This is a genomic window from Guptibacillus hwajinpoensis, assembly GCF_005144865.1.
Taxonomy (GTDB): domain Bacteria; phylum Bacillota; class Bacilli; order Bacillales; family Guptibacillaceae; genus Guptibacillus; species Guptibacillus hwajinpoensis_A.
Map to the genome: position 1 here is coordinate 156,342 of NZ_SWFM01000003.1, position 25,906 is coordinate 182,247.

The following is a 25,906-nucleotide window of genomic DNA, read 5'->3' on the forward strand; positions in this document are numbered from 1 at the left end:
TGGAAGCAAATCCGTTATAAGTTGACAAAATGGAGAATTTGAAAGTATACAATTCATCTCTAAAAGAAAAATGAGAACACAAAAAGCCTCCATTAATGAATGGAGGCTTTGCAAATGCTATTTAATTAATGACTTTGTAAATTAACTGATGCTTATCGCGAGCTTGTTCTGAGAGCGTATAAGCCTCATTAATTTTGTCGATTGAATTCGTTGGTTCTTCTTCATCACTATGAAGCACCACGAGCGTTTCACCTTTAGTTACTTGATCGCCTACTTTTTTCTTAAGCGTTATCCCTACACCATGATTAATTTGATCATCTTTCGTTGCTCGACCTGCACCAAGGTACATTGCTGCTACGCCAATCGATTCAGCATCAATTTCAGCTACATAGCCATCCTGATTAGCAGTGACTTCGATATGATACTTCGCCTGAGGAAGTTTCGATAAGTCATCAATGACACTAACATCACCACCCTGTGCTTTAACAAGGGTTCTAAATGACTCAAAAGCTTTTCCATTTTGAAGGTTTTGCTCAAGTGTTTTGTAAGCTGAGTCAAAATCATCGAATGCACCAGCAAGGACAGTCATATGTGAAGCCAATTCAAGTGAAAGAAGACGAAGGTCTTCAATATTCTCACCTTGAAGAACTTGACATGCTTCACGAACTTCATTCGCATTTCCAACTTCAAATCCAAGCGGTTGATTCATGTCACTGATAACAGCAACTGTATTACGACCTAGGTTATTTCCGATGTTTACCATTTCTCTCGCAAGTGCTTCAGAATCCTCTAGCTTCTTCATGAATGCACCTGAACCTGTCTTAACATCTAAGACGATACCATCTGCTCCAGAAGCAAGCTTTTTACTCATGATTGAGCCTGCAATCAAAGGAATAGAGTCTACTGTAGCTGTTACATCACGAAGAGCGTATAACTTTTTATCTGCAGGGGCAAGATTTCCGGTTTGACCAGCAACAGAAAGTTTGTGCGTATTCACATTGTTAACGAATTCTTCTTTCGTCATTTCAATATGAAAGCCTTTAATTGATTCGAGTTTATCAAGCGTTCCACCCGTATGCCCAAGCCCACGACCTGACATTTTCGCAACAGGAACACCAACTGATGCAACCAAAGGTCCAACAATAAATGTTGTTTTATCACCTACACCACCTGTTGAGTGCTTATCCACTTTATGGCCTTCAATAGCAGATAGGTCAATTGTCTCTCCTGATTCAACCATTGCCTGAGTTAGTAAAGCAGTCTCATTGGACTTCATTCCATTAAAATAAATTGCCATCATTAGGGCAGAAGCCTGATAGTCAGGAATATCGCCTTTTGTATAGCCCTCAATAAAGAAGTTGATCTCCTCTTTAGAAAGTTCCTTACCATTACGCTTTTTTTGAATCACATCTACCATTCTCACCAGAATAGCTCTCCCTTCAGCTCTATACCATTTTACCTACTATTGTTTTAACGAGTAATAAAAAGTTTGATTTAACTAGTTCAGTCGTTTCAATCACTTCATCATGATGCAGTGGTTGATCGAGAATACCGGCTGCCATATTAGAAATGCAAGAGATCCCAAGGACTTCCATACCTGCGTGTCTTGCAATAATGACTTCAGGTACTGTTGACATACCAACAGCGTCGCCCCCAAGCGTTCTTAACATACGTACTTCGGCAGGCGTTTCATATGTCGGTCCAGTATTTCCAACGTACACGCCAGACTGGAGTTTCAAACCGAGGTCTTTAGCTGTTTCATGAGCAAGGTTCTGGAAATTCATAGAATAAGCAGTTGACATATCAGGAAAACGAGGACCAAATTCATTACTATTTGGGCCGATTAAAGGGTTTGTTCCAAAGTTATTAATATGATCAGAAATAACCATTAAATCACCTGGTTGAAACTCTTCATTAATACCGCCTGCAGCGTTTGTAACGATAACTTTATCAATTCCTAGCTCTTTCATTACTCGAACTGGAAACGTTACTTTATCCATTGGATAGCCTTCATAGAAATGAAATCTTCCTTGCATAGCTGCAACTGTTTTTCCATTCAATGTGCCAAATACAAACTGGCCTGCATGGCCTTCAACCGTTGATACGGGAAAATTGGGAATATCACTATATGGAATTTGCACAGGATTTTCAATTTCCTCAGCAAGGACACCAAGTCCTGAACCTAGAATGAGTCCTATTTCAGGGTGTAGTTCTCCTACTTGATCAGCGATATAAGACGAAGCGTCTTGGATTTCTTGTTTAACTACAGTCATCATTTGTTCCTCCTCTTAATTCTTACAACTTGTCAAGAAAGCTTGTACCATGTTCTGGCAAGCTCACTTCAAAATTATCAGCAACAGTCGCTCCAATATCGGCAAACGTTTTGCGGATACCAATGTCTTTACCTTCTTCAATGCCATTATGATAAGCGAGCAATGGAACATACTCTCTTGTATGATCTGTTCCATGATGAATTGGATCGTTGCCATGATCGGCTGTAATTAAGAGTAGATCATCATCATTCATTCGTTCTAGAACTTCAGCAAGCCTCACATCATACTCTTCTAGTGCTTCACCATATCCTTGAGGGTCACGTCTATGTCCGAAGAGCGCATCGAAATCGACTAGATTTAAGAAACTAAGCCCTTCAAACTGCATTTGTTGCGTCTCAATTAATTTATCCATTCCATCCATATTCGATTTTGTTCGAAGAGACTTGGTTACTCCCTCTTCATCATAGATGTCTGAAATCTTTCCAATGGCAATGACATCTTTGTCATTGTCTTTTAACTCATTCATGACGGTATGCCCGAAAGGCTTTAGGGCGTAATCGTGACGATTGGAGGTACGTTTAAAATCGCCTACTTCACCTAAAAATGGTCTCGCAATAACACGGCCAACCATGTATTCTTCTGCTTTTGTCATTTCTCTTGCAATCTCACAAATATGGTACAATTCGTCCAATGGTACAACATCTTCATGCGCAGCAATTTGAAGAACTGAATCTGCAGAAGTATAAACAATAATTGCTCCAGTTTTCACGTGCTCTTCACCGAGCTCAACAAGAATTTCAGTACCTGATGCTGGTTTGTTTCCGATAACCTTGCGCCCAGTTCTTCTTTCAAGTTCAGAAATTAGGTCGTCAGGAAAACCATCTGGGAATGTGCGGAATGGTTGTTCAATATGGAGTCCCATAATCTCCCAGTGTCCAGTCATTGTATCTTTTCCATTAGATGCTTCCATCATTTTAGTGTAATGAGCCATTGGTTTCTTAGCTTTTGGTATACCGTTTAACTCACGGATGTTACCAAGACCAAGCTTTTCCATATTAGGCATCTTAAGACCATTCATATGGTCTGCAATATGACCGAGAGTATCGGCACCTTTGTCATTAAATTTTTCAGCATCTGGCGCCTCACCAATTCCTACTGAATCCATCACAACTAGAAATACTCTTTTAAAACGTTTTGTCATCTTAATCCTCCTCTTCTGAATCTACTTCCATTACTATTCCCTTTGGAAAAACAAAAAACACGTGCTTGAATGCGCTTGCGAATCTAGAAAAAGAAAAAATCTGGTCATAGACCAGATGCGCTTTCTGGATAAAAGCCTGTCCTTAAGCTCTTGGATGATAGGTTGAATAGATATCTTTCAACCTTGCTTTCGTTACATGTGTATAGATCTGTGTTGTTGAAATATCAGCATGTCCGAGAAGTTCTTGAACTGCTCTTAAGTCGGCACCATTTTCTAATAAATGTGTTGCAAAAGAATGTCTTAGCGTATGTGGGGTAAGTGGCTTTACAATATTCGCTTTAACTGCAAGCTTTTTAAGCATTTTCCAGAAGCCCTGCCTTGATAACCTTTCTCCACGATGATTTAGAAATAACATATCAGTTTTTTTCTGCTTCATCAGCTGTGCTCTTCCTTCTTCAAGGTAAATTGTCAACGCATCTCTGGCCATTTTACCTAAAGGTACAATTCTTTCTTTATTACCTTTTCCAATTGTCCGAATGAACCCCATAGTAAGGTGGACATCTTCCATCTGCAAATCAACAAGTTCCGATACCCGTAAACCAGTTGCATATAGCACTTCTAACATTGCACGATCCCTTTTTCCAAAAGGGGTCGAATAATCAGGTGCTTCTAATAACTCTTCAACTTCTGTGGTTGAAAGAATCTTGGGAAGTTTTCGCTCCGTCTTTGGCGTTTCTATATGTACTGACGGATCTTGATCCACTGCTTTTTCCCTTAACAAAAATTGATGAAAAGAACGAATTGAAGCAATGTTTCGAGCAATGGTTGTCGAAGCTTTACCCTGGTCTTTCAGTTCATACAAGTAGTTCACAATATGAACACGACGGACTTCATCAAGTGAAGCAAGCGCTTCTTTTTCTTTTAGATGAACCACGTATTGAGCTAAATCTCGTCTATATGCATCGAGAGTATTTTTGGACAAGCTCCGCTCAACAATTAAATAGTGTAAAAAATCCTGTACCTGATCTTCCATTGTAAACGCTCCTTATTCACCTGTCTGGTAAAACAAACCGAGCCTTTCAAGGAATGTATGTTGCTTAATGGTTTCCATTTGAACAACTTTCACTGCTTTCCCCTGTGGCACATCATACCGATGATAATTCTGGTATTCTTGATTTACCCAGAGAATTCCGAAGTAAAACAGTAACGTGCACCCTGTGAACAGCAAGAAAACTTTCATAGTATCTAAAACAAGTAATAGACCCCTTCTCAATCTAACGCACCTCCATCTCTAGTAAAAGATATGCCAGCGATGGAGATTTTTATACATCGTTAGTATTATTAGGGTCTAATTAATAGTGTTAACATTTATGAATGATTAGCTGCTTGTTCCTGTTGTTCTGAATCCTCTTGCTTTTGACAGCGATAACAGATTCCATGAAACGTTAACCTATGATCCTTGATTTTGAAATTCCAGTCGTTCTCAACAACCTTTTCTACATCACCAAGTAAATCATCCTGTATTTCATCTACTGCTCCGCATTCAATACAAACCAGATGATGATGAAAATGGGCAGCACCTTCTTGCCTGAGATCAAATCTTGAAACACCGTCTCCAAAGTTGATTTTATCAACAATCTTCAATTCAGCAAGAAGCTCTAGCGTTCTATATACAGTTGCAAGCCCAATTTCAGGAGATTTTTCTTTAACGAGAAGATATACATCTTCTGCACTCAAGTGATCCTCTTCATTCTCAAGAAGAACTCTTACTGTTGCTTCACGTTGAGGAGTTAGCTTATAGCTTTGAGAATGAAGGTGTTTCTTAATTCGATCGATTCTGCTTTCCATATCCCATTTCCCTCCCTCGATCGATGCCATTTTCATTATAAGCAGTAGGAAAAAGGGTGTCAAATTAAAATCATTATCATTCAGTTTTTGTAATCATTATTAAATGATAACAACTATAGCTCAATTAAAATCAACCACTGCTTTAATTAATCCTGGTGATAAATAAGCTTCAAACCACGCTGCAATACAAAGAACACCGAGCGTACAAATAACAAGAGCTGAAAACCTCATAAAAGGAGGTAAAATTAATTCCGTTCTTCGTTTCATAAACAGTTGCCTCATTAGCCTGAGAGAAAAAGTTAAGGAGGCGGTACCGACAACAATCATAGCTGGTACAGCAAGGATATTTTGTGGAAAGATCGAAACAAATGCAAGTAAAAACCCTTTCCAACTCATCTGATTAACAAGAAACCCTACGGTAAAACCAACGACAATACCTTTAAGGAATAACATAATTAGAACGATTGGAAGTCCAATAATCGTAAGACCTAGAATCCACATCAATCCAATGTATTTAACATAGTGAGTAAAACTTTGTTGGAACATTTCAGAGGCTGTAGCAAATTGTCCGTCAGAGACTTGTCCAAAGAATCTACTTAAATAAATAGCAAGATCTTCTTTTTGAGTAAGACTTAAACTATTTACAATAATTGCTCCGAACACAATCCCCATTAGAAACAACACGGCTATGAATGTGTATAGTGATAAATGATCTGATAGATGGGCAGAAATAATTTGCTTCAACTGCCTACTCCGATTCATAAGACATCCCCCTTCGCACTTCCTTTGGTTAAGTCTATGAATCGGGTTAAAAAGGTATGACAGTATTGCTAGATTGTCTTTCTAGCCAATCACTTTGCCGTATGTACCCCCTCCACCTTCTTTAAAGGTGAGATTCCCTTGTCTTGAAAGTACGATTAAGTGAGCAAGTTTATACCCAACAACACTTGCTAGTTCATCCTTCTCAGCACGATGAAGAATATTCATTTCTGTACCAAAGTAATCGAGTAGCCGATCCAACGTTTTTGGACCGATTCCGGGAATGAATTCAAGTGGAACGTGATGAATATAAGGAGGCCGAGCAGGTGAGCAAGAGCTAGTACTTAATTCTTTAATTCGATTCGATACTCCTTTAATAACATGTTTGCTTCCACATTTCATACAATGAGTTCCAATCACAATGCTGTTGCAATCAGAACAAATTGTTTCATGATACTTCCCTAGTACGGGGTTTAGTCCGTAGTTTGCAATGATTTTACAACCCTCAACTCCCCTAATTGCCTTGTCCCAATCAGTGAATGATGGTGATTGAAGAAGCATATGCTGATACTCTCTTGCAATTTTTGGTGTAGAATGCGCATCGGAATTCGTTAGAAAAGGATAAGCATGAAGCTCCTCAATTTGATCAGCCATCATTGTATTTGCAGACAATCCTAGTTCTACAGCATCGATTCGTGTCGCGTCAAATACTTCAGAAATAGATTGGACAACTCCTTTACCATAAACACTTTTAAATGGCGTAAAGATATGAGCTGGAATAAAGAGTCCACCTAGCTCCTTTGTTTTCTCCTGAACGATAATAGCTTCTTCATATATCCGCTGTGAACTTAAGTTAATATTCTTCATTCTAATTCTTAGCCACTCTGAAAAATGTTTCATTTTTGCCAAATTCGGCAAATAAACTAATACATGAATCGGACCATGACAATTTTGATCATAGATTTCGATTTCAGTTCCTAGAATAAGAGTGAGCGAATCAAATCTAATTCCTCCCTTTTCTAACTCATACCCCTGACCATTAGAGATCCTATTCTCAATTTCCTGAATCACTTCTGGAACGTGACTATCAATAATTCCAATCATATCTAATCCTTTTCGTTCTGACGATTCAGTGAGGATGCTTGAGAGAGTAAGGGAGTTGGAACCAGTGATTTTAACAGCCTTTCCCGAAACCGTCCTGCCAATATGGATATGAAAATCAGCATAAATGTTTTGCATAGATATCACCTTTACTTCATTTTCAAATACATTAACGCGTATGCTGTTTTTGCATCATGAATCTCTTCTTTTTTAAGCATTTCTTCCATTTCTTCTAAAGATAAATGGAGCACATCAAGAAATTCATCTTCATCAGCAGCTTGCTCACCTTTTTTCTCTAATCCCTTTGCTACGTATAAATGGACTAGTTCATTCGCAAATCCAGGTGAAGTATAAAAAGAAATAATCTTATCTAAGGCTTCACATGTGTATCCTGTTTCTTCTTCAAGCTCCCGAACAGCCGTTACTTCAGGCTTTTCTCCAGGTTCAAGTTTACCAGCAGGAATTTCAACTATTGCTTTACCTAGAGCTTTCCGATACTGCCTTACAGCTAATACCTTATTATCCGATGTAATCGCAATAACAGCTACTGCTCCAGGATGATCAATTAATTCACGCTTGCTTTGTTTTCCATTTGGTAATTCGACGTCTTCTACTCTTACATTAATAATTCGACCTTCATAAATTGTTTCTGAATGTAGGGTCTTTTCATATAGATGGTCCATTGATAACTCATCTCCTCGTTCTAAAAATTCGTTACGATACATAAAGTCTATCACAAGAGACAGATAATAGGGAAAGCAAGGCATTCCATTATGTATCGATCTATAGGAGGTTTTGATATGAAAGTTTATATTCAACCAAATGGTGTAACGATGGTAGGAAAACCAAAGCAAATTCAATTAATGCTTAAACACTATATGAATCATTACGATACCATCGAAGAATGGGTTCAAGCACCATCCATTCGAACAAAATCACATTTACGCTTAATACAATAACCCCTTAACGTATTTTCACCACGAATAGTTTTATTAACTAAGAAAAGCTGCCTACTTAAGGCAGCTTTTCTTAGTTAATAGTTATCGGATTTCAGTTTTGAAGATTGTTTGCATTTGCTCTAGAAAAACATCATGATGATCTGTAAAAGTTGCCATACAAGACCTATGAGCAACCGTTTTGAATCCTCTTGCATAAGCGCCATATGCAGTTAAGAAGTCACAAATGTCGGTACAAACACCAGAAAGGTGGACCGTTTCAACATTTCTTGATTTCAATACTTCCTCTAAGTTCGTTTGAAAAAATGCATCATATTCTGGTTTCGGAACATATGAGACAAGCTTATGAGTTTTATTAACTTCATACCATTGATGCAGATCACCATATAATTCCTGTCCCCACGTCCCTTTTACATTATGTACTGGCCATAATTCAAAGTGTGAATCTTCTTTTTCGTGTGCATCCATACAAATCACAACTTCTTTACCCTCATTAAGAAAAGAATTAGCAAGTGAAACAATATTTGAAACAACTGACTGACCTTTCTCACCTACAGTCAGTCCACCTTTATCATGAATAAAATCATTACTCATATCAATAATTAAAAGCGCTTCATTCCCCATCATACCGCCTCCTAATGTCATTACTATAGCAAGAGATCACACAGATGACAAGACAGATAAAACGATGAAACTATTCAAATTATTGGCATCAATGCTCCTATCACGATACACTTGGTACAGGTATATTATGGGAGGTATTGATATCAATGAAGAAAAATCCACTTGGGAAATCAGAACTTTATGTGAGCGAAATCGGTTTAGGAACAATGTCACTCGGAACAGATCGTGATAAAGGAATTGCACTAATCCATGAAGCACTCGATAACGGAGTTAATTTCATTGACACAGCTGATCTGTATGACTTCGGATTAAATGAAGAAATTGTTGGTCACGCCCTCGAAGGAAGAAGAGATTCCGCCATCTTAGCAACTAAAGGTGGAAATCACTGGGAGGAAGGTAAAGACGGCTGGTTCTGGGACCCATCAAAAAAGCACATTAAAGAAGCCGTGAAAGATAGCCTACTTCGTTTAAAAACAGACTATATTGATCTCTATCAATTACACGGTGGCACAATTGAAGATCCTATCGATGAAACGATTGAAGCATTTGATGAATTAAAACAAGAAGGTCTTATTCGAGAGTATGGGATTTCAAGCATACGACCAAATGTTATACGAGAATTTGTTAATCGTTCATCCATTGCTACTGTTATGATGCAATATAGTATTCTGGATCGAAGACCTGAGGAAGAAATACTTGATCTGTTACATGAAAACGAGATTAGTGTCATTGCTCGTGGGCCACTTTCAAAAGGAATGCTAACTGATCGTTACGAAGAAAAAATTAAAGAAGATGGATTCCTAGGTTATTCAAAATATGAAGTGTTGGATATTTCTAAACAACTAGCAGAGTTAAAAGGTGATCATCGTAATATAACACAAACAGCCCTTCGTTACGCGCTTGCTCACCCTGCAGTAGCCACCGCTATACCTGGGGCAAGTAGGAGTGAACAGCTTCTAGCTAATTTAACAACACAGAATGCTCCGGAATTAACACTTGATGAAGTTAGAAAAATACGCGAAATTTCAAATGCGAATAAATACGATAAGCACCGTTAACCTACAAAAGAGCGTAGCCATTTCATGACTACGCTCTAACTCTTATTAAAACAAACCACCAAAAATTTTAAGCTAACTTTTTAGTAAGCATCCAGTTGGACATCTCCAATAATAATGTCGGGCTCTGTGGATTCTTTAATATCATCGATACTAAAACCAGTTGCAACTTCTATGAGCACAAGACCTTTTTCAGAAACATCAAAAACGGCTCGATCTGTAATAATACGATTAACAACACCTTTACCGGTTAATGGAAGGGTACATGCTGATAATATTTTAGGTGCACCATTCTTATTAACGTGATCCATGATAACCACAATTCGTTTTGCCCCGTGAACGAGGTCCATAGCTCCGCCCATCCCTTTAATCATCTTACCGGGTATCATCCAGTTTGCAAGGTCTCCATCTTTGGATACTTCCATTCCTCCAAGGATTGCAACATCAATATGACCACCTCTAATCATTGCAAAGGATTCAGCGCTATCAAAATATGAAGCTCCTTGCATTGCAGTAACCGTTTCTTTTCCAGCGTTAATTAGATCAGGGTCCACTTCACCTTCGGTAGGGTATGGTCCAATGCCTAGAAGACCGTTTTCAGATTGCAAGACTATCTTTTTCCCATCTGGTATATAATTTGCAACCATTGTTGGCATTCCAATCCCCAGATTCACATAAGAACCATCAAGAATTTCCTTTTCAGCACGTCTTGCGATTTTTTCACGAACTGCCGCTTTATCTACTTTAACCATCATAATCCTCCTATCGCGTTGTTAGCCGCTCAATTTTCTTCTGCTGCTCTCCTACGATTACTTTTTGAACATAAATACTTGGAGTATGAATATGATCTGGATCAAACTCTCCTACCTCTACGAGCTCCTCTACTTCAGCAATCGTAACGGTACCTGCAGCTGCAATCATAGGATTGAAATTTCTTGCCGTCTTGTTATAAACCAGATTCCCCATCACATCACCTTTTAGCGCACGTACTAGAGAGAAGTCTGCCTTGATCGCAGGTTCTAATAAATAGTCTTTACCATCGAAGCTTCTCACTTCTTTGCCTTCTGCAATAGGTGTTCCAACACCAGCAGGAGTGTAGAATGCAGGAATACCTGCGCCACCTGCTCGAATACGTTCTGCCAAAGTTCCCTGTGGAATTAACTCTACCTCAAGTTCGCCAGAAAGAACCTGACGTTCAAACTCTTTGTTTTCTCCGACATATGACCCGACCATCTTCTTAATTTGCTTGTTTTTCAAAAGCAAGCCAAGTCCCCATTCATCTACTCCACAGTTGTTTGAAATAACCGTTAAATTCTTAACTCCTTTGTCTCTAATCGCGATAATTAGATTCTCAGGTATGCCAACAAGTCCAAATCCACCTACCAAAATCGTTGCTCCATCCTGAATATCTTGAACTGCTTCATCAAATGAATTCAGTATTGGTTTCATTATTAATAGCCTCCTCTTAAATCATTTATGGTCTTTCAACGATTGTTGCTACTCCCTGACCGCCACCAATACATAGTGTGGCAAGGCCATATCGGTTATTTCGTCGTTTCATCTCATGCAATAATGTAACTAGAATCCGAGTACCACTTGCTCCAATTGGGTGACCTAAAGCGATTGCACCGCCACTTACATTAAGAATGTCTTTGTTTACATCAAGGTCTCTGCCTACAGCAAGTGACTGTGCAGCAAATGCTTCATTTGCTTCAACAAGGTTCATATCAGTCATCGAAAGGCCAGCACGCTCAAGTGCTTTCTTAGTTGCTGGTACCGGACCAAGTCCCATCACGCTTGGATCTACACCCGCACTAGCATTTGCTCGAATAATGGCAAGTGGTTCTATTCCTAATTCATCTGCTTTTTCAAGACTCATGAGAACCACCGCTGCAGCTCCATCATTAATTCCTGAAGCATTTCCTGCGGTCACACCGCCATCTTTCTTAAAAGCTGGGCGCAATTTCGCTAGTTTCTCTGCTGTCGTACCGGGTTTAACATATTCGTCTGTATCAAAGGTGATTGGATCCCCTTTTCTTTGAGGGATGGAAACAGGCATGATCTCATCTTTAAAACGGCCTTCATCAATAGCTGTCTGTGCTTTTTGCTGACTCCAAGCTGCAAACTCATCCATCTCTTCTCGTGATAGGTTATAATGGTCACACAGGTTTTCCGCGGTTACTCCCATATGATAATCATTAAATGCACACCACAATCCATCATGTACCATACTATCAATCATCTTCTGGTCACCCATGCGAAGTCCATCTCGAGCTCCTTGCAGAAGATATGGTGCCTGACTCATATTCTCCATACCACCAGCTACAACAACATCTTGATCACCTAGCATTATCGATTGTGCGGCCAAATGAACGGTTTTAAGACCTGAGCCACATACTTTATTAATTGTCATCGCAGGTGTTGAAACTGGTACTCCAGCTTTTATGGCTGCTTGACGAGCTGGATTCTGTCCGAGTCCTGCCTGAAGCACATTCCCCATAATCACTTCCTCTACCTGATCTATCGTTAGCCCAGCCCTATTTACAGCTTCCTTAATAACCATAGCTCCAAGCTCGGGTGCAGATATTGATTTAAGTGAACCATTAAAAGAACCTACCGCTGTCCTGACAGCGCTTACAATAGCGACTTCTCGACTCATTTCGATTTCCTCCTTATGTAACTATGACTCTCTTCTACAATATTCTTACTTAATTCAGAAAAATCCTTCAAATAATAAGAATTTCCATTATTCAAACGATTAACTTGCAACCTCATTAATGGTTTGTTTTAATTAATAAGATAGCGCTTACAAAAGAAAGGTGATGATAGTCTTGCTTCCTGAACACGTAACGATTATTGAAGTTGGTCCAAGGGACGGTCTCCAAAATGAGGCTAATCTAATACCAACTGAAGCTAAAATAAATTTCATTCAATTATTAAAGAGTGCTGGCTTTAATGAAATGGAGCTCACTTCTTTCGTTTCACCTAAATGGGTACCCCAGATGAAGGATGCGTCGGAAATAACAGACTCATGCCTTGATGAGACTAGAAATTTCGTTCTTGCACCGAATCGTAAGGGGATTGAGAGAGTACGATCAACAGATGTGTCTGCTATTGCTGTTTTTGCTGGTGTCAGTAACTCATTTAATCAAAAAAATAGCAACAAAAAAACAGACGAACTTCTTAATGAACTTCTCCCGCTTGTCAAAGAATTAAAAAGCGAAGGTTATTTCATTAGAGCTTGTATCTCAACAGCCTTCTACTGTCCATATGAAGGGAAAATGGATTTAGAAGATACGATTCTGGTATGCAAGAAATTTGTAGAAGCAGGAGTAGATGAACTTAGCGTTGCAGATACAATTGGCATGGCAACTCCAGAAGAAGCGAGCGCCCTCTTTAGTCGTCTAACAAAGGAGTTTAAATCTACTTTGTTAACTGCTCATTTTCATGATACTCGAGGCATGGCACTTGCTAACATTTATGCTTGCCTTCAAGCAGGTATTTCTCGATTTGATACATCAGCTGGTGGATTAGGTGGATGCCCTTTTGCGAAAGGTGCTACTGGTAACGTTGCTACTGAAAGTGTTGTCTATATGCTAGATCGTATGGGCATTTCAACTGGAATTAACCTTGATGAAGTCATGAAAGCAGTTGATCTTATAGAACCTTATCTTTCAAGAGGCATTACAACTCCATTCCGATCGCTCTATTTGAAAGAGAAAGAAGTCCCATCTAATTAACCGTAATAATATTATGGTAAACTCAATAAAAAAAGCACACAATGTTGTGTGCTTTTTTCATCCCTTTACGATTGTTAAAATCGTACTGTAAATAAGTGCTAGAACCAAACCACCAACTAATGTAATACGGTCCATCTTTTGACCTTTAAATAAATTCAGAATACCTTTGACTACCATAAAAACAACGAAGAATATTAGAAAATACATTGCAAACGTCACGTATCATTGTCCTCCTATATTTATCCTTTACTAATATATCTCATTCTTGGATTTAGAATTTCATTATCACTTTTAAGCATAAAGCACTGATGTTTAGGAAGATAGTCAATTTTCAATTCTTCATCAAAAAAGACAGCATACTGTTCTTGAATTCGCACTGGTCTGAAATTCGATTCCAGTTCCATGTTGAAATTACCCTGTTCATCTTCACGAATTAACTGCGTTACGCCATTTACGACACATCCGCAATCTTCAATGTCATAATGTAATTTCAAAAAACCTTCTGGCTCATGTTCCAATTTCTCAATCGCTTTATCTGTAAATGTTACTTTCATATCAATTATCCTCTCCTTGCTCTTCTATAATAACGTCTATAAACTCAATAGCCCAGTCACACCACTCAATCCATGTTCTCATTTGTCTTCTACCGTATTCAAGTGTTAAATATTCACCCAATCGATCTTTTTGGATATGTTTATCAACACCATGCTCTTCCTTCCACCTATCCATATGTTGGAGTACCATTTGGTGGTGCTCTTTACTTTTTTCGAGAAATTGAATCGCTTCATCTTTTGGTATTAAGTGAAATAATGAGACGCGCATCAATTGTTCATTTTTCATTTTGGGTGGATCAACGGTGTGGTGTGCTAACCATTCGATGAGTTGATTATAACCTCGCTCTTCAATCGAATAAATCTTCTTATCTGGTAAATCCTCCTGTGGAACAATTTTAAAGCTTACCAATTGTTCTTTTTCCATTTTACCTAGCTCTCGATAAATTTGAGTATGGTGCGCTGACCAGAAATGGATCATTGTTTCTTTAAACTGTTGAGTTAACTCATATCCAGTTGATGGTTTTTTAGTAAGTAATCCAAGAAGAGCATATCGTAAAGCCATATCATCATTTCCTTTTCAGCAATTTGCTTCATCTCTATTATAAACGTCTTTACAAGATCTTTGCACATTTGGAGTTGCAATACTACTTTTCTATGAGTAAGCTTGATATGTGAATAAGCACATATCAAGCAAGGAGGAAATGTTCAATGAATTTTTTGACACGGTTTAGTTTAAAGAACCCTGTTTCCGTTTTTATTCTATCCTTTCTACTCATTTTGGGAGGTGTGTATTCTTTTACAAATTTGAAAGTAGAACTGCTCCCTAACATTGAATTCCCTCAACTTTCGGTTGAAGTGGTCTACCCAGGAGCTTCTCCTCAAGATGTGAATGAGCAAGTAACAGCTAAATTAGAAGACAAATTTAGCGCTGTTGAAGGCGTCAAGAAAGTTCAAAGTACTTCTTACGAAAGTATTTCAATTATCAATATGGAGTTTCCTTTTGACACTAATATGGATGACGTTGAACAACAGGTCAATTCATTCATTAAGGAAACTGATCTTCCTGAGAACGTAACACCAGAGGTTAATCGTTTCTCTTTCGGTTCTTTTCCAATCTATAACATTTCTCTTTTCCCTAAGGAGAAAGGAGAAGATATTCAAAATCTAGTTGAAGAAGACATTATGCCCGAACTGAATAAGATTCAAGGTATTAACAGCGTATCTGTTGGCGGTTTGCAAGAAGAAGTTGTTGAAATCACAATTGACCGAGAGAAGGCACTCGCGAATGGATTAACCCTTGAATCAATTAAACAACAAATCAATGACAAGTTCTTATCTTTCCCAGCAGGAAACATTACCGATGATAGTGTTCAAATCCCTGTGAGAGTTGAAGAAGACCTTGAATCCCTAGACTCACTTAAAAATCTTCCGATTAAAGGACAAAGTTTCAGCAACTCAGCTCAACAAGGTGATAGTGCACCTTCCTCGGCTCCAGAAGGAGCTTCAAATAAACAAAGTCCTCAGATTACTTTGAAAGAAATTGCTGAAATTAATGCAATTACTGATCGTCCAGAAATAACAAGATATAACCTTAAAGATTCTCTTTCTATGGCTGTAACAAAGAAACAGGATGCCAACACGGTTGAAGTAGCTGATCAAACCATAAAAGTTCTTGAAACTTATAGTGATCAAGTTGATTATGCAATTGGCTTTGATTCTGCAGCAGGGATAGAGAAATCTGTTGAAACACTTGTAAAAGAAGGACTCCTTGGAGCTCTTTTTGCATCGATTGCGGTACTACTTTTCCTGCGCAATCTCCGTGCAACATTCATTGCTATTATTTCTATTCCATTATCACTACTTGTGTCTGTAATCTTTATGAATCAACTCGGTATCACACTAAATATCATGACACTAGGAGGCATGGCCGTAGCAGTAGGTCGTGTGGTAGATGATAGTATCGTGGTGATTGAAAACATATTTAGAAGAGTACGAAAATCTTCTGAAGGCATGAGCGACGAAATTATTCTGGACTCAACAAAAGAAATACTTAAAGCCATTACCTCTTCTACTATTACGACTGTAGTAGTGTTTCTCCCACTTGGATTTGTTGGTGGAATTACAGGGGAATTCTTTTTACCTTTTGCCTTAACGATTATTTTTGCGTTATTAGCATCGCTTATTGTAGCAATTACGATTGTACCAATATTAGCAAAGTATTCATTTAGAAAAGTGCCTAATGAAGCTAAAGAAGGTGCTCTTCAAAGGTGGTATGCATCACTGATCCATAAATCATTGAATCACAAAGCCGTTGTAATCGTCCTTTCGTTCCTTCTACTTGGAGGATCGTTTGCCATTGTTCCTCAGCTAGGCTTTACATTTCTACCAAACGAAGAACAGAAAACGCTCGTTGCAAGCATTGAATTGCCTTCTTCCACAACACTAGAAAAAACAAATGAAGTATCACTAGAACTTGAAAAGATGTTCAGTGATAAAGATGATATTAAAGAAGTGACTGCTGGCGTTGGAAGTCGTGACTTTACAACAGGTCTTAAACGAGAGAATCAAGCAAGCTACTTTATTAATTTACAAGATGATGCTAACGTCTCAGCTGTGATTAGTGACCTTCAAAAAGAAATGGAAGACATTTCTAAAGAGCTTGCACCTGAAGCCACACTAGGAATACAGGAACAACAAACAGGAGGGCCACCTTCGAACAACAACGTTAATATTGACCTATACTCTAGCAACTTAAATGAGCTTCAGGAAGCTTCTAATACTGTAGAAGATTTCCTGAACAATCAGGATGACATTAAATATGTATCGAACAACTTATCAGAAAAGCAAACACAATGGATTGTTGACATTGATCCTAAGAAAGCAGCAGAATACGGTGTATCAGGTTATCAAATTCTTGGGGCAGTATCTGACCAAACAAAACCAGTTTCCGTAGGAAAACTAAATCTTGATCAAGAAGAACGTTCGATTGAATTAACTTATGATGAGAAACTTCAATCGATCGACGAACTGAAACAAACCCAGATCTTCACCTCTCAGGGACAGATTAATTTATCCGAGGTCACTGATGTTAAGGAAGTAGATAATGTCACTTCCATACAAAAACTCGATGGAAAAGTTTTTGCACGTGTATCCGGTCAAATCGAAAGTGATGATATACGCACGGTATCAACAGAAGTAATCAATGGCGTTAACAATGACCTAGAGCTTCCTTCATCTGTTGAAGTCGTTGGAGGTGGTGGTAGTGATGATACGATCCAAACCTTCCAACAACTTGGCCTTGCGATGGTCGTTGCCATTGGTCTCGTATACCTAACCATGTTAATTACATTTGGGAAAGCAAGGATTCCATTTATCATTCTTTCATCACTTATCTTTGTACCTTTCGGTGCATTAATTGGTTTGTTTGCAATTAATGAGCCCCTCTCTGTAAGTGCAATGATAGGTATGCTTATGTTAATTGGGATTGTAACAACCAACGCTATCGTTTTAGTTGACCGTATTGGTCAAAATCGAGATGAAAAAGAGATGAGCATTCGTGACGCACTCGTAGAAGCCGGAAAAACACGTCTACGTCCTATCTTGATGACAGCATTTGCTACAATTGCAGCGCTAATCCCGCTTGCACTTACAACATCATCAGGCACATTAATTTCGAAAGGGCTAGCGATTGTCGTCATTGGTGGATTAATCACATCCACATTGCTTACATTAATTATCGTACCGGTTATCTATGAATTGTTCTTCTTTAAAACAGCTAGAAAAGAACAAAAAGGTTCATAAAACTCCAAAAGGAGCGATTCCCCTATCCATTTGGGGAATCGCTCCTTTCTTTTCTCGACCTTATTAAATTACAAGTTAGTTGTTTTATACTTCTCCATAAAACGCCTATCAATTTTATTCTTCAATTTCCATGACAGGTTATGATGGAGTGTGATTTTCCCATATAGAAGTAAACCTTCTTTTTCACCCGTTGAAAGTATGGATAAATAAGCTTTCTTAGGTTGAAACCGAACACCATCTTTTTCTTGTAAGAAAGCTTTAATGTTCTCCCAGAGCACTTCTGATTGCCTAACTGCCACAACACCTGCTTTTGGCAGGTCAGGATAATCACGTAGTGTTGCACAATCTCCCGCTGCAAAGATTGCTGGATACTCTTTCACCTGTAATGTATCTTCAACAAGTAAGTAACCAGCTTCATCTATTGGCAATTTAGAAGCTCTGAACATTTCAGGTGCTTTTGGTCCAGTTAACCATAGTAGTTGATCATAAGGTATTTCTTTGCCACCAGAAGTTATGACACTAGTTGTAGTTACATTCGCTACTTTTTCTTTCAAAATTAAATTCATCTTCTTGCTTCTTGCAATTTGTTCTATTTTCGATTGAGCTTTTAAAGAAGATGACTGTAGTAGAGTAGAGTGTGAAATTAAGGTAACAGCTTTCTTACCTTCCTTTTTCCTCCTAGCAGTTAGAGAAAGAGCAATTTCAATACCTGCTGCTCCCCCTCCTACAACAACAGGGTATTCAGCTCCCCACATCTTTTCAGCCACTTCTTCAATACGATAATTTGGTTTAATACGTAGCGCATGACTTCTAGCGCCTGGGACATCAATCCCTGCTGTATATGATCCTATATCCATAGAAAGAAGATCATAAGAAAGGACATCACCTTTTTCAGTTAATACTACCTTACCTTTCGCATCAATTGATAACGCAGCACCTTTTATAAAGGTTATTCCTGCGAGATCGGCGAGTGAAGGAAGATGCACACGCATGTCTTTTTCACTGTAAACACCTTCCATATAACCTGAGAACATCCCGGAATAATATTGATAGTCTGAAGGAGAAAGAATCGTTACTTCAATATCAAGTTGTTCTTCCTGGAATTTCTTCATAATATGGAGATGGGCATGTCCTGCTCCAATTAACAATAGCTTCTTCATTCAAATTCCTCTTTTCAATTACCTAACCCATTTGATGTACTTCTCGGATACCTTAGGTAACCACCCATCAAATAGCTTTTCTCTCCAATACATATCTGCTGCTTGATTTAGAATGGCACCTTTGGTTGGATAGGGATGAATGACTGTCGATATATCACCAATCTTATGACCGTGTTCTTTGGCAAATACAATTTCTTGCATCCAGCTACCAGAGTCTTCCCCAACAGCATGCGCACCGAGAATATGACCTTTCTTGTCTGTAATGACTTTAACAAGACCATCTTTTTTTCGCTCAGCAATGAAGCGATCTACGTCATCCGTTCCAACCTTAAATACGCGAATATCTTCTCCATGCTTTTCCTTAGCTTCTTGTTCTGTTAAACCGAGATGAAAAACTTCAGGTTCCGTATATGTAACCCAAGGAACATTATCATAATTCACTTTTCTCTTCAAACCAAAGACTGCATTTTGTACAATTAATTTTCCTTCCATACCAGCCCCATGAGTGAATGGGAAAGCACCGTTTACGTCTCCAATTGCATAGATATGAGATTTACTTGTTTGAAGAGATTCATTCACAGTAATATATCCTTTGCTTTCATCTACTCCTGCTGCTTCAAGATTAAGCTTAGCTGTATTTGGTTTTCTCCCTGTCGACATCATAATAGCTTCTGATACAATTGTATTTTCTTCACCGTTCACTTTATAGGTCACTACTTTGTGGCCATTTTGTTCAGAGATGCCTGTTACATCTGCTTCGAAAACGAAGGAAAGCTCTTTTTCAAGTGCTTTTGTTACAATTGGAATGACCTCATGATCTTCTTTTTTGAATATCGATTCAGAGGTTTCTAGTATTGTGACACTTGACCCAAACCTTGATAGTGATTGAGCAAGTTCAAGACCAACAGGTCCTCCTCCAATGAAAACAACACTTTTTGGAAGATGATCGAGATTGAAAATCGTTTCATTCGTAATAAAGGATACATTTTCTACTCCATCTATTGGAGGAACATTAGGGCTAGAGCCAGTTGATATCACGATGCGCTTCCCTTTAATAGGATTTTCATCATTAATCGTAACCGTGTGTTCGTCTTTGAATGCGCCTTTCCCCCTATAAATATCGACTCCGAGTTTTCCAAATCGTTCATCACTATCAATTTCCTGAATTTCATCAATAGCTTCTTTTACACGCTCGATCGCCCGTTCAAACAGAACATCTCCACTAACAGTTAGGCCGAACTCAGCGGCGCCTTTGTAGACTGCATGTACTTCCTTAGCAGCAGTAATAAAAGCCTTTGAAGGCACACATCCGAAATGCAAGCAATCTCCTCCAAGTCCAGGCTGGTCATCAATTAATGCGACCTTTGCACCCATACTTGCTGCACCCGATGCTGCAGTTAATCCACCCGAACCTCCACCAATAACGATTAAGTCATATTCCTGCATACTTCATCATCTCCTCTAGTCTAATATTCGCTTTGCTTCCGCCAGCCTCTGGAAAGCTGTAAAAAGTTCAATTGCTAAAAAAACTAGCGTTAGTATTGTTAAAGCATCATGAAAGATAATCATTGCCGTAAACAATATAAATCCTTCTGTACGTTCCGCCACTCCTGCTTGGTAATAGAAGGATTTAACTCCTCTCTTGTCAGACACAGCTCCAACAGTCAAAAAAATGGTCATTGCAAAAATGATGGATGTACTTAATAACAGTAGTGCCCACATCGAGCTTGGAAAACGAAAAGCTAGACCCAGGATAACGCTAATTTCAACTACTCGGTCAAAGCTGACATCTAATATAGTCCCAAAGGAAGAAGGCTTCGTCTTTCTGGCCATTGTCCCATCCACAGCATCAAGAAAACCTGAAAGCCATAGAACTACAATCGCCAAGGCAAACTGATCGATATAAATGAACAAACCAGATGAAACGCCAATTATAAATGAAAGAATTGTCACCTGGTTTGCACTAAGCCCAACCCGTAACAACAAGTTCGCTGTTCGATCCATGATGGGCTGAACATATTTTCTAGCATGTGTATCTAGCAAGACAGCACCATCCTTTCCTATTTAAGTTCCTCTTCCATTACAGATCCAAAAACTTTCTTACGGATATATAAGCTAACTAGCAATAACAACAATAAGACAGCTGCTGCGATCATAATGGTTTCTAAATTATTCGATAGAAAACTAGCGCCTAAGAAATTTAAGGCGAGAGCTCCTGGTAGCATGCCAAGTAACGTTGCCATATAGTACTTCCGACGATTTACGGATGAAACCCCACAAACGTAGCTCACAAGATCAAAGTGGAGAAAGGGTACTAATCTTAAAAGAAGTACATAAACAAACCCATTCTCTGAAAGTCGTTTTTCAAGTGATTCACCGCGCCTGCGCCAAGATTTCGGAAGAATTTGTAATCCTAATCTTCTTGCCAATGCAAAAAATAGAAAGGCACCCGTTGATCCTCCAATTACGACCAGTAACGTACCTAGATAAGGACCAAAAACCAATCCACCTGCAATAGAAAGAATTGAAGTAGGAAAAAGTACGAAGGGTCTAACTATGCAGATCAGAAGGAAAACAAGAGGAGCATAGAAGCCAAACGATGAAATCCATTCTCGAATTGTGGAAGGACGAAAGTCAAAAACATACTGATTTAAGAAATAAATAATAAAAAGAACGACAGTTAAGGATAATCCCTTTAATAAAGTTCTCATTGTCATTGAATTTGTCTCCGATGCTTTTCCTGATTGATATAATTTTTTATAGTCCCTCTACCGGCTTTTAAATAGACGCTTTCTCCTTGATGGAGTTGTGTTCTAGAAGTCACAAGAACCGTACCCTTTTCCCAGGAAACTCGATAGCATGGTTGATTGTTTTTCACGGTAATAGCAGTTACTTTACCAGGAATCGATATAAAGTTAGGTTCTATCATTTCATTCTCATTGACCGCACTCACTTTGTTAAGAGGTATAAATCCTTCCTCTAATGCCATTCCTTCCCCTATAATCATTGCACTTTCGATGCTTGAAGGGTTAGTAACGACTTCATAAGGAAGACCAATTTGGATAAATTCACCATTATCCATCACAGCAAGTCGATCAGCCATCTCAATCGCTTCATCACGATCATGTGTGATAAATAACGAAGAAATATTTTCCTGTCTTAACAACTCCCTCACTTCTCCTCTAAGGGATTCACGCAAAGTTGCGTCCAGGGAACTAAATGGTTCATCAAGAAGAAGTAGATCAGGTTTAAGTACCAGTGCTCTGGCTAAGGATACCCGTTGTTTTTGACCTCCAGAAAGTTCATGTGGATAAGCATTGTTCCACCTAGTTAACTTAACTTTTTCGAGCATTTCTTCAGCCTGTCTTATACGATCTTTTTTTGATGTTTTTCTTCTTTTTAAGCCATATGTCACATTCTCAATTACCGTAAGATGTGGAAATAGCAACGCATCCTGAAACATGAGAACAACTGAACGGTCTTCTGGTTTTGCTGTAACAAGTGATTTTCCATTCAGTATGATATCGCCACCATCGATTACCTCTAAACCAGCCAGACATCTAAGAAGGGTAGTTTTGCCGCAACCCGATGGTCCAACAACAGTAAAATGCTCCCCTTTTTCCAAAGAAAATGTGACATCGTTAAGGATAGTAGTTTGCGAATAATTTTTCTTGAGTGTGTTACATTGCAATAGCTGGTTCAAGACCATCTTCCTTTCAAACGCGATTAACTGCTCGAATTACCAGCCTTAATAAAATTTCTGCTGTTCCTATAAATAAAAGTGGCAATAAAGCAAAAATAATTGAAAAACCAGCAATTACCGCTTCATTCGAGCCTGAAAAATAAGGGTAATATAATAATGGTAAGGTTACAACCGTACCACCGCCTATAATAGCTGTAAGTGCATACTGCCCAAGCGAAATCACAAAGGTAAGAAGCATTAAACTTCTTATGCTTGGCAAAAGAAGAGGCAGTGATACAGTTAGAAAACGTATCAGAGGACCTGCACCAAGGACAATGGCTTGTTCATGGAGACCATTTCCCATTCGTTCATAGCCTGCTCTCATTATTCGAATAGCATATGGTAATGTTGGAATTAAGTGCACTAATACAACACCTGCCATCCGATCAGCCAATCCATATTGAATTAAAGTAAATTGCAGTCCCATCGCAATTAGAATGCCGGGTATTAAGATAGGAGATAGCAAAAAGGCTTCAATTATTGACTTACCGTGAAACGTGTAAGTGGATAATGCTCTAGCAGCAGGAATGGCTAATAGTAAATTCAATCCCACTACCATCAGCGCTAATTTTATTGTCGTGAAAATGGCTTCAATTAATGAGGGATCGCGAAAAATAATCTTCCAACCCTCTATACCAAAACCATTGGGTAGTAAATCAGGCCAACGCCAGCCAACTGAGAAGCTTTTCATTATGATCGTTAGGAATGGCAAAATAAATAATAGAATAAATAATAATACTATCAAAATGTTCGTCATCTTTTTCTTCCCTATATTTAACGAGTGAAACATTACCGCACTCTCCCCTTTACCAATCGCAATCGGTGTTTCTGTATAGCTCCGATCGAAGAAATCGCTAAAAGAAGAGCCACTAAACCAGGAACAATCATCGAAGAAAATGCCAGAGGCCTATTACTCCAATCTCCATCGTAAAACCATTCATATGCCCGAACTGGGAGCATTTCTGGTCTTGTAACACCTAGCAGGTAAGGAACTTCAAAAGCTGAAGCAATAAACGCAAATAAGATAACGCCTGTTTCAATAAGAATCGGTAATAGCCAGGGCCATTCAACTGTTTTAAACGAATCCCATTTAGTACCACCTAGCGTTCTGACTACTTCAGAATAACGATGATCCATTTCGTAATAAACTGGCAAGAGCATTAAGATAACGAAAGGAACTTCTTTCCACACATAAGTTAGAATGATTCCTATTCCAAATTGTTCTTGAACAATTACCGGAAATCCGACTCGATCATCTATGATACCAAGTTGAAAAAGTAGTGAAGAAAGTAATCCACTTTGTGAGAAAAACAAAAAAACTAGATAGCCTGCTACAAAATGGGGAATTAGAATTGGAATCCAGACTAGTATCTTTGCAGATGAGTCCTTAAAAAATTGATACAGCAGTCTCGTCAGAACTAAGCCAATAGCTAACGCAAGAACCGTAGCGATCGTTGTAACACGTATTGTTAGCAAGATAGAGTCGAAGAAAAGCTGATTATGAAACAAGTTTACGTATGAATCAGCTGTCCATCTGCCATCAATTGCTTGGAAACTCTGGGCAACAGCAGACCACATGCCATATCCTACAAGTAAGAGAATGGCCATCACTGCAGGCAGCAGATAAAGCCCTGCTTTCCATTTATTTTTCAATAACCCGATTTGCCCATTCATTGTTTATCCACTCCGTATATCCTGTATCTAAATCTGGAAGCTTGTACTGATTTAAGATTTCTGTTGAAAGCACACTGTCGCCTCTATCAAGACTTTCTATCTTGTTTTGGTTTTCTTCACTTAATTTATCATAATTCAACACCGTTCCTTCTCCCCACATTTCCGGATCCATTTTCGCAATTTGCGCTTCAGGCGATTCAAGAAAATTGATAACAGTCATCGCACCTTCTGGATTTGGACTGTTAAATGGAATACTAAGATAGTGCGTATTTGAGATTGAACCTGGTTGTTCAAGAATAAAAGATTTTGTGCTATCAGGGAATGTTCCGTTAGCGATTAGACTTTCCGCTCTTGCACTATTAAATCCCATGGTCATCCAAACTTCACCCTGGCTGTATAAAGTATCGAGTTTTGTCAATGACTCGGGATATGTTTCGCCGCTCCTCCATAATGAAGGTTTAATATCTGATAAATAACCCCAAATGTAGTCTTCAGATTTTGTGAGAACGTCTTCGTTTACCTCTTTTGCAAGGATATCAGTATTTTCGCCCGCTCCTTGTACTAGTAGATGCTTAACGAAAGTATTACCTGTGAAATCCGAAACGTTTGGGTAAGTAAATTTGCCTGGATGATCTTTAATCCATTGCTTTAATTCATCAAGGTTTTTTGGAGGTGAGTCAATTTTGCTTGAATCGTAATTGAAAACAAATTGAACATTTCCCCATGGTGCTTCTAACCCATCAATTTTCGTCCCTTGGTCAAATTTTGCATTTTGATCACTTGATCCAATGTACTCATTGAAATTAGGAAGTTTGTTCGTAAATGAACCGAATAACAAATCACCATTCTTTGCATTTTTGAAATTTGCTCCATTAATCCAAATAACATCAATTGTTCCTTTATTCTTACCAGCTTTTTTCTCTGTTAATAACTTCTGCATAAATTCTTCAGTATTCATGGGTTGGCGATTTAACGTAATATTATATTCTTCTTTTAATCTGGGTGCAGCCCACTCATCGATATATTGGTTAATTCCTTCGTCGCCTCCCCACATAAAGAGGTTCACTTCTGTACCTTCAGAGGATGATTCAATTTCACCCCATTTTTTTGAAAGTACATCTTCATTCTCTACCTTGTTTACGTTATCATTTTCACAACCAACAATAAAAAAAAGTATCCCTATTAGTAGCAATGATTTCAACTTCATTTCATATCCCCCTATCTCTTCTATATCGTAGCAATCATGCGTCTATTTTGACGAACCTGATTGTGTTTTATCATTCACTTATGTACTCTTATCCTAATGTAATTATACCTTTATTACTATGACTATGCTGTAATGCAACTTACAAGGAACTTTTCTTGTATAGAAAAAGCAATAGCCCTAAGGACTATTGCTTTTTCATTATAGGATATTT

The 25,906-nt window shown here is 38.5% G+C and carries 28 protein-coding genes; 4 read left to right on the forward strand and 24 right to left on the reverse strand.

The genetic code is table 11. The features are described from left to right. Positions 1-121 precede the first annotated feature (121 nt). From FBF83_RS11660 to FBF83_RS11700, 9 genes are all read right to left on the reverse strand, one after another. On the reverse strand, positions 122-1,423 hold the full coding sequence (locus FBF83_RS11660; protein ID WP_136947340.1) for a pyrimidine-nucleoside phosphorylase: 1,302 nt from the start codon (positions 1,421-1,423) through the stop codon (positions 122-124). 22 nt (positions 1,424-1,445) lie between these two features. Then, positions 1,446-2,273 carry a purine-nucleoside phosphorylase gene (locus tag FBF83_RS11665; RefSeq protein WP_136947341.1) on the reverse strand — a complete coding sequence of 276 codons (828 nt, stop codon included), beginning with the start codon at positions 2,271-2,273 and terminating at the stop codon, positions 1,446-1,448. 22 nt (positions 2,274-2,295) lie between these two features. Beyond that, a complete protein-coding gene (gene deoB, locus FBF83_RS11670; RefSeq protein WP_136947342.1) occupies positions 2,296-3,474 on the reverse strand; it encodes a phosphopentomutase in 1,179 nt (392 codons plus the stop codon). A gap of 142 nt (positions 3,475-3,616) precedes the next feature. Next, on the reverse strand, positions 3,617-4,507 hold the full coding sequence (gene xerD, locus FBF83_RS11675; protein ID WP_136947343.1) for a site-specific tyrosine recombinase XerD: 891 nt from the start codon (positions 4,505-4,507) through the stop codon (positions 3,617-3,619). A gap of 12 nt (positions 4,508-4,519) precedes the next feature. Beyond that, positions 4,520-4,747, reverse strand: a complete 228-nt coding sequence (locus FBF83_RS11680) for a YqzK family protein (RefSeq protein WP_240688079.1) — start codon at positions 4,745-4,747, stop codon at positions 4,520-4,522. Positions 4,748-4,842: 95 nt separating this feature from the next. Next, the gene (locus tag FBF83_RS11685) at positions 4,843-5,322 is read right to left on the reverse strand and encodes a Fur family transcriptional regulator (RefSeq protein ID WP_136947344.1); all 480 of its coding nucleotides are present in this window, start codon (positions 5,320-5,322) and stop codon (positions 4,843-4,845) included. A 120-nt stretch (positions 5,323-5,442) separates the two neighbouring features. Beyond that, positions 5,443-6,084, reverse strand: a complete 642-nt coding sequence (gene spoIIM / locus FBF83_RS11690; protein ID WP_136947345.1) for a stage II sporulation protein M — start codon at positions 6,082-6,084, stop codon at positions 5,443-5,445. Positions 6,085-6,165: 81 nt separating this feature from the next. Then, entirely contained in the window at positions 6,166-7,320 is a 1,155-nt protein-coding gene (locus FBF83_RS11695; RefSeq protein WP_136947346.1) for an endonuclease Q family protein, read from the reverse strand. A gap of 11 nt (positions 7,321-7,331) precedes the next feature. Then, a complete protein-coding gene (locus tag FBF83_RS11700; protein WP_136947347.1) occupies positions 7,332-7,865 on the reverse strand; it encodes an NUDIX domain-containing protein in 534 nt (177 codons plus the stop codon). Positions 7,866-7,982: 117 nt separating this feature from the next. Between FBF83_RS11700 and mciZ the strand changes: the two genes are divergently transcribed. Next, entirely contained in the window at positions 7,983-8,141 is a 159-nt protein-coding gene (gene mciZ / locus FBF83_RS11705; protein ID WP_136947348.1) for a Z-ring formation inhibitor MciZ, read from the forward strand. Positions 8,142-8,222: 81 nt separating this feature from the next. Here the strand turns inward: mciZ and FBF83_RS11710 are convergent, their stop codons facing one another. Further along, the gene (locus FBF83_RS11710; protein ID WP_136947349.1) at positions 8,223-8,762 is read right to left on the reverse strand and encodes a cysteine hydrolase family protein; all 540 of its coding nucleotides are present in this window, start codon (positions 8,760-8,762) and stop codon (positions 8,223-8,225) included. A gap of 146 nt (positions 8,763-8,908) precedes the next feature. On the opposite strand from FBF83_RS11710, the gene FBF83_RS11715 reads away from it, so the two are divergent. After that, positions 8,909-9,820: an aldo/keto reductase gene (locus FBF83_RS11715; RefSeq protein ID WP_136947350.1), complete on the forward strand. Its 912-nt coding sequence runs from the start codon at positions 8,909-8,911 to the stop codon at positions 9,818-9,820. A gap of 80 nt (positions 9,821-9,900) precedes the next feature. On the opposite strand, the gene FBF83_RS11720 is transcribed toward FBF83_RS11715, so the two are convergent. Genes FBF83_RS11720 through FBF83_RS11730 form a run of 3 tightly spaced genes read right to left on the reverse strand, consistent with a single transcriptional unit; the run spans position 9,901 to position 12,476 of the window. Then, the gene (locus FBF83_RS11720) at positions 9,901-10,572 is read right to left on the reverse strand and encodes a CoA transferase subunit B (protein WP_420875130.1); all 672 of its coding nucleotides are present in this window, start codon (positions 10,570-10,572) and stop codon (positions 9,901-9,903) included. Between the two features lie 7 nt (positions 10,573-10,579). Next, a complete protein-coding gene (locus FBF83_RS11725) occupies positions 10,580-11,266 on the reverse strand; it encodes a CoA transferase subunit A (RefSeq protein WP_136947352.1) in 687 nt (228 codons plus the stop codon). Positions 11,267-11,291: 25 nt separating this feature from the next. After that, positions 11,292-12,476, reverse strand: coding sequence for an acetyl-CoA C-acetyltransferase (locus FBF83_RS11730; RefSeq protein ID WP_136947353.1), 1,185 nt, complete (start codon positions 12,474-12,476; stop codon positions 11,292-11,294). A gap of 163 nt (positions 12,477-12,639) precedes the next feature. On the opposite strand from FBF83_RS11730, the gene FBF83_RS11735 reads away from it, so the two are divergent. Further along, positions 12,640-13,557 (forward strand): hydroxymethylglutaryl-CoA lyase, encoded by a 918-nt coding sequence (locus FBF83_RS11735; RefSeq protein WP_136947354.1) that lies wholly within the window; start codon positions 12,640-12,642, stop codon positions 13,555-13,557. A 57-nt stretch (positions 13,558-13,614) separates the two neighbouring features. Here the strand turns inward: FBF83_RS11735 and FBF83_RS20900 are convergent, their stop codons facing one another. From FBF83_RS20900 to FBF83_RS11745, 3 genes are read right to left on the reverse strand one after another with little or no spacing between them, the layout of a single operon-like run. After that, positions 13,615-13,776, reverse strand: coding sequence for a hypothetical protein (locus FBF83_RS20900; protein WP_169525406.1), 162 nt, complete (start codon positions 13,774-13,776; stop codon positions 13,615-13,617). A gap of 20 nt (positions 13,777-13,796) precedes the next feature. After that, positions 13,797-14,111: an iron-sulfur cluster biosynthesis family protein gene (locus FBF83_RS11740; RefSeq protein ID WP_136947355.1), complete on the reverse strand. Its 315-nt coding sequence runs from the start codon at positions 14,109-14,111 to the stop codon at positions 13,797-13,799. A 1-nt stretch (position 14,112) separates the two neighbouring features. Beyond that, positions 14,113-14,673 (reverse strand): PadR family transcriptional regulator, encoded by a 561-nt coding sequence (locus FBF83_RS11745; RefSeq protein ID WP_136947356.1) that lies wholly within the window; start codon positions 14,671-14,673, stop codon positions 14,113-14,115. Positions 14,674-14,819: 146 nt separating this feature from the next. Between FBF83_RS11745 and FBF83_RS11750 the strand changes: the two genes are divergently transcribed. Then, on the forward strand, positions 14,820-17,912 hold the full coding sequence (locus FBF83_RS11750; RefSeq protein ID WP_136947357.1) for an efflux RND transporter permease subunit: 3,093 nt from the start codon (positions 14,820-14,822) through the stop codon (positions 17,910-17,912). A gap of 68 nt (positions 17,913-17,980) precedes the next feature. Here the strand turns inward: FBF83_RS11750 and FBF83_RS11755 are convergent, their stop codons facing one another. From FBF83_RS11755 to FBF83_RS11790, 8 genes are read right to left on the reverse strand one after another with little or no spacing between them, the layout of a single operon-like run. Continuing rightward, entirely contained in the window at positions 17,981-19,072 is a 1,092-nt protein-coding gene (locus tag FBF83_RS11755; RefSeq protein ID WP_136947358.1) for an FAD-dependent oxidoreductase, read from the reverse strand. Positions 19,073-19,090: 18 nt separating this feature from the next. Next, positions 19,091-20,518: a dihydrolipoyl dehydrogenase family protein gene (locus tag FBF83_RS11760; RefSeq protein WP_136947359.1), complete on the reverse strand. Its 1,428-nt coding sequence runs from the start codon at positions 20,516-20,518 to the stop codon at positions 19,091-19,093. A 15-nt stretch (positions 20,519-20,533) separates the two neighbouring features. Further along, the gene (locus FBF83_RS11765; protein WP_136947360.1) at positions 20,534-21,115 is read right to left on the reverse strand and encodes a CDP-alcohol phosphatidyltransferase family protein; all 582 of its coding nucleotides are present in this window, start codon (positions 21,113-21,115) and stop codon (positions 20,534-20,536) included. A gap of 17 nt (positions 21,116-21,132) precedes the next feature. Continuing rightward, the gene (locus tag FBF83_RS11770; RefSeq protein WP_136947361.1) at positions 21,133-21,789 is read right to left on the reverse strand and encodes a TVP38/TMEM64 family protein; all 657 of its coding nucleotides are present in this window, start codon (positions 21,787-21,789) and stop codon (positions 21,133-21,135) included. After that, positions 21,786-22,775: an ABC transporter ATP-binding protein gene (locus FBF83_RS11775; protein WP_169525408.1), complete on the reverse strand. Its 990-nt coding sequence runs from the start codon at positions 22,773-22,775 to the stop codon at positions 21,786-21,788. Before FBF83_RS11775 ends, FBF83_RS11770 begins: the two co-directional genes overlap by 4 nt. Before the next feature lie 13 nt (positions 22,776-22,788). Continuing rightward, on the reverse strand, positions 22,789-23,604 hold the full coding sequence (locus tag FBF83_RS11780) for an ABC transporter permease (RefSeq protein ID WP_240688080.1): 816 nt from the start codon (positions 23,602-23,604) through the stop codon (positions 22,789-22,791). After that, complete coding sequence (locus FBF83_RS11785; protein ID WP_136947363.1) at positions 23,604-24,488, reverse strand: ABC transporter permease; 885 nt, start codon at positions 24,486-24,488, stop codon at positions 23,604-23,606. Before FBF83_RS11785 ends, FBF83_RS11780 begins: the two co-directional genes overlap by 1 nt. Then, positions 24,457-25,695, reverse strand: a complete 1,239-nt coding sequence (locus FBF83_RS11790) for an ABC transporter substrate-binding protein (RefSeq protein WP_136947364.1) — start codon at positions 25,693-25,695, stop codon at positions 24,457-24,459. The genes FBF83_RS11785 and FBF83_RS11790 overlap by 32 nt, the downstream gene beginning before the upstream one ends. Between the last annotated feature and the right edge of the window lie 211 nt (positions 25,696-25,906).